Below are 8,051 nucleotides of genomic sequence, written 5' to 3'. Positions count from 1 at the left end.
CGCCCGACGCGGCGAAGCGCACGGTGATGCCGTCGCGTCCGCTGAGGCGAACCTTCACGGTCCGATTCGGAGAGAGGCTGTTGACGACGACCTTGTCCAGCTTGTCAGCAAAGGTTTCCATCGAATCCCGTCCCGTCGTGGATGTAAGTCCACGGTGAATTCCACGTCTGGAACGAATCTGGAATCGAGCTGAAACCCCTGCTGGGGAACGCGACCGGACAACACCGCCACGGCCGCGGCCCCCGAACACCAAAAACGGGCGCGCCGATCGGCTCGGCGCGCCCGTTGAAACCCTTGCGGCTCAGGCGGTCTCGGTGATGGACCGCTTCACCCACGGCATCATGTCGCGCAGCTTCGCCCCGACCTGCTCGATCGGGTGCTCGCGCTGGGCGGCGCGCAGCTTGTTGAACTCGGCGTAGCTGGCGGCCTCGGCGACCCATTCCTTGGCGAAGGAGCCGTCCTGGATCTCGCCGAGGATGCGGCGCATCTCGGCGCGGGTCTCGGCGGTGATGATGCGCGGTCCCCTAGTCACGCCGCCGTACTCGGCGGTGTCGGACACCGAGTACCACATGTTGGAGATGCCGCCCTCGTTGATCATGTCCACGATGAGCTTCAGCTCGTGCAGCACCTCGAAATAGGCGGCCTCGGGCTGGTAGCCCGCGCCCACCAGGGTGTCGAACCCGGCGTGGATCAGCTCGGTGATTCCGCCGCACAGCACCACCTGCTCGCCGAACAGGTCGGTCTCGGTCTCCTCGGTGAAGGTGGTGGTGAGCACGCCGGCGCGGGTGCCGCCGATGCCCTTGGCATAGGACAGGGCCAGCGCCCGGGCCGTGCCCGAGGGGTCCTGCTCCACCGCGATCAGGCAGGGGACGCCCTTGCCCTCGTTGAACTGGCGGCGCACCACGTGACCCGGCCCCTTGGGGGCGACCATGGCGACGTCCACATTGGCGGGCGGCTGGATCAGGTCGTAGCGGATGTTGAAGCCGTGCCCGAAGAAGATCGCGTCGCCGTCCTTCAGGTGGGGCTCGATGGACTCGGTGTACACCTTGGCCTGCACCGTGTCGGGAACCAGCACCATGATCACGTCGGCCCAGGCGGCGGCCTCGGCCGGGGTCGAGACGGTGAGCCCCTCCTCGGCGGCCTTGGCGCGGGACTTCGAGCCCTCGGGCAGTCCGACGTGGACATCCACCCCGGAGTCGCGCAGGCTCAGGGCGTGCGCGTGGCCCTGGCTGCCATAACCCAGCACCGCGACCTTGCGTCCGGCGATGATGGACAGATCGGCGTCGTCGTCGTAGAAAACCTCAGCGGCCATGTGAGTGTGAATCTCCTTGGTTAGTTGGAACGGTTGCGTGCCATGGACGTCATGGACTTCGCGCCCCGGCCCAGCCCCACCTGGCCGGACTGCGCGAGCTCGGCGATGCCGAACGGCTCGATCACCTGCAGGAACGCCTCGATCTTGCCAGCACCACCGGTGGCCTCGATCGTCACGGTGTCGGTGGTGACGTCGACGACCTTGGCGCGGAACAGGCCCGCGGCCTCCACGACCTGGGAGCGGGTCGCCGCGTCGGCGCGCACCTTGACCAACAGCAGCTGGCGCCCCACCGACGACTCCGGATCGAGTTCGACGATCTTCAGCACGTTGATGAGCTTGTTGAGCTGCTTGGTGACTTGTTCCAGGGGATGGGCGGCCGCGTCGACCACAATGGTGATACGGGAGATGCCCGGCTGCTCGGTCTCGCCGACGGCGAGGGAGTCGATGTTGAAGCCGCGCCGGGAGAACAGCGCCGTGACGCGCGACAGCACGCCGGGCTTGTTCTCCACCAGGACCGCGAGGGTGCGTTTGTGGGACATGTCAGCACTCCTCTGCGTCGAAGATCGGGCGGATGCCGCGGGCGGACAGGATCTCGTCGTTGCTGACGCCGGCGGGCACCATCGGCCACACCATGGCGTCGGGTCCGACGATGAAGTCGACCACCACGGGCCGGTCGTTGATGGCCATCGCCTTGTCGAGGGTGGCGTCCACGTCGGCGTGCGACTCGCAGCGCAGTCCCACGCAGCCCAGGGCCTCGGCGAGCTTGACGAAGTCGGGGACGCGCGTACCGTGCGTGCCCAGCGAGGTGTTGGAGTACCGTCGATTGTAGAACAACGTCTGCCACTGCCGGACCATGCCGAGGTTGCCGTTGTTGATCACGGCCACCTTGATCGGGATGCCCTCCAGGGCGCAGGTGGCCAGCTCCTGATTGGTCATCTGGAAGCAGCCGTCGCCGTCGATCGCCCACACGGTGGTGTCGGGCTTGCCGAACTTGGCGCCCATCGCGGCCGGCACCGCGTAGCCCATGGTGCCGAGCCCGCCGGAGTTGAGGAAGCTGTAGGGCTTGTCGTACTTGATGAACTGCGACGCCCACATCTGGTGCTGGCCGACGCCGGTGACGTAGACGGCGTCGCCGCCGCCGTGCGCGCCGATGCGCTCGATGACGTGCTGCGGCTCCAGGCTGCCGTCGTCGTGCTTGTCGAAGCCCAGCGGGAAGCGCTCGCCCAGGTCGTTGAGCTCCGACCACCAGGTGTCCATGCGGGAGGAGTCGGCGTCGGCGTCGTAGGCCTCGGTGAGCCGCGCGATCGCCGCCTTGGCGTCGCCGACGATGGGCACGTCCGCCTGGCGGTTCTTGCCGATCTCGGCCGGATCGATGTCCACGTGCACGATCTGGGCGTCGAGCGCGAAGGTGTCGATGCGCCCGGTGACCCGGTCGTCGAAGCGGGCGCCCAGCGCCACGATCAGGTCGGCGCGTTGCAGCGCGTACACCGCGGGGACCGAGCCGTGCATGCCGGGCATGCCGACGTGCTGCGGGTGGGTGTCGGGGAAGGCGCCGCGGGCCATCAGGGTGGTGGTGACGGGCGCGCCGCTGGCCTCGGCCAGCGCGGCCAGTTCGGCGCAGGCCCCGGCCTTCAGCACTCCCCCGCCGACATACAGCACCGGGCGGCGGGCGGCGGCCAGCAGCTCGGCGGCCTGCCGGATCTGCTTGCCGTGCGGCTGCGTCGTGGGGCGGTATCCGGGCAGCTCGACGCGGGGCGGCCAGTCGAAGACGGTCTCGGCCTGCAACAGGTCCTTGGGAATGTCCACAAGGACCGGTCCCGGGCGTCCGGTGGAGGCGATGTGGAAGGCCTCGGCCAACACCCGCGGGATGTCGGCGGCCTCCTGGACCAGGTAACCGTGCTTGGTGATCGGCATGGTCACGCCGTGGATGTCGGCCTCCTGGAAGCCGTCGGTGCCGATCAGCGAGGTGGCCACCTGGCCGGTGATCGCCACCACCGGAACCGAGTCCATATAGGCGTCGGCCAGCGGCGTGACGAGGTTGGTGGCGCCGGGACCGGAGGTGGCCATGCACACGCCCACCTCTCCGGTGGCCTGCGCGTAGCCGGTGGCGGCGTGTCCGGCGCCCTGTTCGTGACGCACCAGGACGTGACGGACCCTTGTGGAGTCCATCATCGGGTCGTAGGCGGGGAGGATGGCCCCGCCGGGAATGCCGAATACCACCTCGACGCCGAGCTCTTCGAGGGAACGCACCAGGGCCTGAGCGCCGGTGACGGTCGTCGGAGCGTTCGGCCGTTTCGGCGGCCGGGGTTTGGCGGTGGTATGTGAGTTATCCATGTCCCATGTGTCCGGTCTGGCTGGTGAATGGTTTCGGCTGGCGCCTTGTGGGCGCGAGGTGTGTCATAGGCAACAAAAAACGCCCGCGTGCGGAGACGCACGGGGCGAGCGCACCGTTGGGTGACAACGGTGCGCTAGATAAGTACTACGACAGCCCCGAGCGCACGGAGGTTCTCCGCGGTCGGGATGCTAATTCGCTGCTGTGGCACGCGGTAAGAATGCCCCACCGCGGCGCGGAATGTCAACTATTCCCGCCATTCGAGACACGCGGCGTACCTGAACGCTGACTAAGCGACACCGTCGGCGACGGCCCCCCGACGTTCGTCCACATCGGTACCCGACCTTCGTCATGACGGCCACCCGACCTTGGTGACCGATCCGTCGGCGAAGGTCGTTTTTCCTTGTCTCCCAGGCATTGGACGTGGCAGTGTCGGGTCCGCGAAGCGGCCCGTTTCCCCATTGGAGTCCACTTTGCTCACCCCTTATGAAATCGAAAGGCTTGAGTGAGTTGAAAGTCCGCAAGCGTTATCTCGGCATCGCGATCGTCGCCGCGGTCGCGGTCTCCGGCGTGTCGGTGGCCTTCACGGCGAATGCCCAGGCCAGCGGTGACGGCATCGCCTGGCACGACTGCCCCGCGTCCGACAAACCGCAGGGCGATGTGGAATGCGCCACCATCACCGTCCCGCTCGACTGGTCCCAGCCCCACGGCGACACCGTCGACATCGCCCTGGCCCGCCGCCAGGCCACCGACCCGGACCACCGCGTCGGCTCGCTGCTGACCGACCCGGGCGGCCCCGGCGGTTCGGGCGTGCGGCTGCTGGAGCAGGGAACGGTGTTCACCGACAAGGTCAACGCCCGCTTCGACACCGTGAGCTTCGACCCGCGCGGCGTCAACGCCAGCACCCCGATCAAGTGCGACGCCGACCTCGTCGCGCGAGCCAAGGCCGCGATGCTGCCCACCACCGCCGAGCAGTACGACGCGGCCGTGTCGTTGACCCGCGAGGTGGCGGACAACTGCCGAAAGCTGACCGGGCCGCTGTACGACCATGTGGACAATCGATCCGTGGTGCGCGACATCGACGCGATTCGCGCCGCGTTGGGCGAGAAGAAGCTCAACTACGTCGGGTACTCCTACGGCACCCTGATGGGCCAGCAGTACGCCGAGCGCTTTCCGAAGCGGATTCGCGCCATGGTGATGGACGGCAACATGGACCACAGCATCACGTCCACATGGGAGCAGACGAGTTCACAGGTCGGGGCGCTGGAGGGCGTCTTCGACGACTTCGCCGACTGGTGCGACGGCGACACGGCGTGCGCGCTGCACGGCATGGGCACCCGCGACGTGTACGGGAAGCTGCGCGAGCGGGCCAAGGCGGGCACGCTCACCGACCCGCACACCGGCGCGGCGATCGACTTCTCCGCGTTCACCCAGATCCTGGCCTCGGCGGTGCGCCCGAACGCGTGGGTGGAGCTGAGCCGGACGTACCTGGCGCTGCGCGACCACAAGGGAGAGATGTCGGTCAAGGCGAAGTCGGCGTCGGCCGAGATGAACCTCCCCGACCAGGCCATGTGGTGCCAGGACTGGGATCTCCCCGTCCACGGCTACGGCGACTGGAAACACCTGAAGTCCAAGCTGGCCAAGCGATACCCCAACACCCAGTGGACGCCGAACCTGAACATGGCCCTGATCTGCGCGGGCTACCCCGGCCCCACCACCAACCCGCAGGCCAAACTGGACATTCACGGCGCCCCGCCGCTGGTGATGTTGGGCAACATCCACGATCACGCCACCGTGTACTCGTGGACCAGGGCGGCCGCCGAGCAAAGCGGCGCCCACCTCATCACGTACGAGGGTTACGGCCACACCATCTACGCCTACGGCCGCAAGAGCGCCTGCGTCAACGACGCCGTGGACGATTACCTGATCAATCTCACCGTCCCCGCCGAGGGCCTGAGCTGCCCGGGCGTCGAGAAACCCGGCGCCGCCACGGGAGCCGACGCGACCTCCCCGGGCTCCGACGTGGAGTTCTAACGGACAACCGCGGTCCACGGCCCCGCCGGCCCGAGTCCCATCAGGACTCTATCGCCAGCGGGGCCGCCCGGTGGCGGCGGATCTCCTCGCGCAGCAAGGCATCCACCTTCTCCACGGCCATCGGGCGGGCCAGAAGGTAGCCCTGCACCATGCCGCAACCGGCCTGGGTGACCACCTCCAGCTGGGTCTCGGACTCCACGCCCTCGGCGATCACCGCCAGGCCGAGCCGCTCGCCGAGGCGCACCGCGATGTCGGCCAGCGGGGCGGCGCCGTCGTCGCTGCCCGCCACCAGGTCGCGGTCGATCTTGAGGATGTCGACGGGCAGCCGGTGCAGCTGGCCCAGCGAGGAATACCCGGCCCCGAAGTCGTCCAGGGCGATGCGGACGCCGGTGCCGCGCAGCGCCGACAGCTGGGCCACCAGGATGTCCATGTCCTGGGCGACGTCGTGCTCGGTCACCTCGACCACCAGCCGGGACGGCGGCACGCCGCGCTCCAGAAGGGACTGGGCCAGTTCGGTGGCGAAGGCGCGGGAGTGGAGTTGGCGCGGGGACAGGTTCATGGAGATCCAGGCGGGGTGGCCGGTGGTCTTCCAGGCGGCCAGGCGGCTGGCGACCTGCCGCAGCGTCCACGTCGTCAGCACAGTGGACAGCCCGGCGTCCTCCACCACGGGGATGAACTCGGCCGGGGACACCGACCCCAGGCGCGGGTGGTTCCAGCGCAGCAGCGCCTCGGCGCCCACCACCTTGTGGTCGGGCAGCGAGATCACCGGCTGGTACACCAGGGTGAGCTCGTCGCGGTCGATGGCGTCGTGGAGTTCGTGCTCCAGCAGGTTGCGGCGCCGCACCCGCTTCTCGAAGGCCGCGTCGTACGCCTCGATCTGGTTCTTGCCCTTCTGCTTCGCCGAGCGCAGCGCCAGGTCGGCGTTGCGCAGCAGCGCGGCGACGTCGTCGGCGGTGGCGCACCCGGCCAGGCCGATGCTGGTGGACAGGAACACCGAGGCGTGCCCGTCGAAGCGGTACGGCTCCGACAGCACCCCCAGCAGGCGCTCGGCGATCTCGTAGCCGCTGTCGGGCGGGCACCACAGCAGGACGGCGAACTCGTCGCCGCCCAGCCGCGCGGCCACGTCGGTGGGCCGCAGGCTGGCCTTGATGCGGCGGGCCACCTCGACCAGGACGGCGTCACCGATGTCGTGGCCCTGGGTGTCGTTGACGTTCTTGAACCCGTCGAGGTCGACGGCCAGCAGGGTGCACGGCATCGTGCCGCCGGCCACGTCGGAGTCCAGCGTGCGCAGCAGGGCCCGGCGGTTGGACAGCGTCGTCAGCGGGTCGGTGTAGGCGAGCTTGGCGAGTTCGCGTTCCAGGCCGCGGCGCTCGGCGACGTCCCTGGTGTGGACGACCAGGCCGCTGACCTGCGGCAGGTCCCGCTGGTCGGAGACGGTCGACTCGGTGTCGTGCCAGGCGCCGTCGCTGTCGCGGATCCGCGCGTACAGGGTGACCCGGCCGCCGGACGCCTCGTCCATCAGGTCCCGGAGCTGATGCTCCACCATGGACGCGTCGTCGGGGTGGATCAGCTCGATGAAGGGCGCGCCGATGATCCGGGAGGTCTCGCCGCTGGGCCGCCACACGTCCGAGGAGGCCTGGAAGACCACCCGCATGCCGCCGTCCAGCACGGTGGTGATGTCCGAGGAGCCCGACACGATGGAGCGGAAGTACGCCTCGCGGTTGGCCACCGCCTCGGCGTAGCGCCGCACGTCGACGCGGGCCAGCACCTGGCGGATCGACAGCACCCCCACCACGACCATGGCCAGGATGATCGAGTCGCTCCCCAGTGGACCATACGCGAAGCCGTGGTACAGGGCGGTCACGGAGGCCACCAGCGCCGGCGCCAGGGTCACGAACACGTCGACGCGGGGCAGCGGCACGGCCGCCGCCGGTCCCGGGAAGCGCCGGGCCAGCCACACCGCCCCGGCCGAGGCCACGCAGCCCACCCCCCACGCGACGGTCAACGGACGGCACACCTGCGGGCTGACGTAGCCGGTGAAGGCGACGGTGATGCCGATGTGGGACACCGACACCAGGCCCAGGCCGCTCAGCAGCAGCAGGTAGCGGCGGCGGTGCGCGGTGGCGCGGATCGTGGCCACCACCCCGATGCCCATCATGCCCGCCGCGACCACCACGACCGCCACCACCAGGAAGCCGCGGGCCAACAGCCCGGGTCCGTCGGCGGGGTCGGCGAGCATCCAGATGCTGAAGACCACGCAACCGGCGATGAACAGCCCGTCGAGGCCGCGCCGCACCCGCGCCGCGGGGGTGGGGGCGTCGTCGGGCAGCCGCACCATCGCCTCGGCGAACAGCACGATCATCAGCACGCCGG

5 protein-coding genes are annotated in these 8,051 nt (G+C 69.3%); 1 reads left to right on the top strand and 4 read right to left on the bottom strand.

Annotated elements, in window-relative coordinates; all coding sequences use genetic code 11:
• Positions 1-301: 301 nt before the first annotated feature.
• From ilvC to VE172_RS09810, 3 genes are read right to left on the bottom strand one after another with little or no spacing between them, the layout of a single operon-like run.
• Positions 302-1,324, bottom strand: a complete 1,023-nt coding sequence (gene ilvC, locus VE172_RS09820; protein ID WP_414715080.1) for a ketol-acid reductoisomerase — start codon at positions 1,322-1,324, stop codon at positions 302-304.
• Positions 1,325-1,332: 8 nt separating this feature from the next.
• Entirely contained in the window at positions 1,333-1,851 is a 519-nt protein-coding gene (gene ilvN, locus VE172_RS09815; RefSeq protein WP_324800541.1) for an acetolactate synthase small subunit, read from the bottom strand.
• A gap of 1 nt (position 1,852) precedes the next feature.
• Positions 1,853-3,646, bottom strand: coding sequence for an acetolactate synthase large subunit (locus VE172_RS09810; RefSeq protein ID WP_324800538.1), 1,794 nt, complete (start codon positions 3,644-3,646; stop codon positions 1,853-1,855).
• A gap of 499 nt (positions 3,647-4,145) precedes the next feature.
• Between VE172_RS09810 and VE172_RS09805 the strand changes: the two genes are divergently transcribed.
• Complete coding sequence (locus VE172_RS09805) at positions 4,146-5,678, top strand: alpha/beta hydrolase (RefSeq protein WP_324800535.1); 1,533 nt, start codon at positions 4,146-4,148, stop codon at positions 5,676-5,678.
• Positions 5,679-5,718: 40 nt separating this feature from the next.
• Here VE172_RS09805 and VE172_RS09800 read toward each other — a convergent pair.
• Positions 5,719-8,051, bottom strand: a 2,333-nt coding sequence (locus tag VE172_RS09800) for a putative bifunctional diguanylate cyclase/phosphodiesterase (protein WP_324800532.1), incomplete at its 5' end; no start/stop codon positions are given.

The organism is Stackebrandtia sp., assembly GCF_035643755.1.
GTDB lineage: Bacteria > Actinomycetota > Actinomycetes > Mycobacteriales > Micromonosporaceae > Stackebrandtia.
The sequence above is the reverse complement of the archived record's forward strand: the minus strand, read 5'-3'. Positions and strand labels throughout refer to the sequence as shown.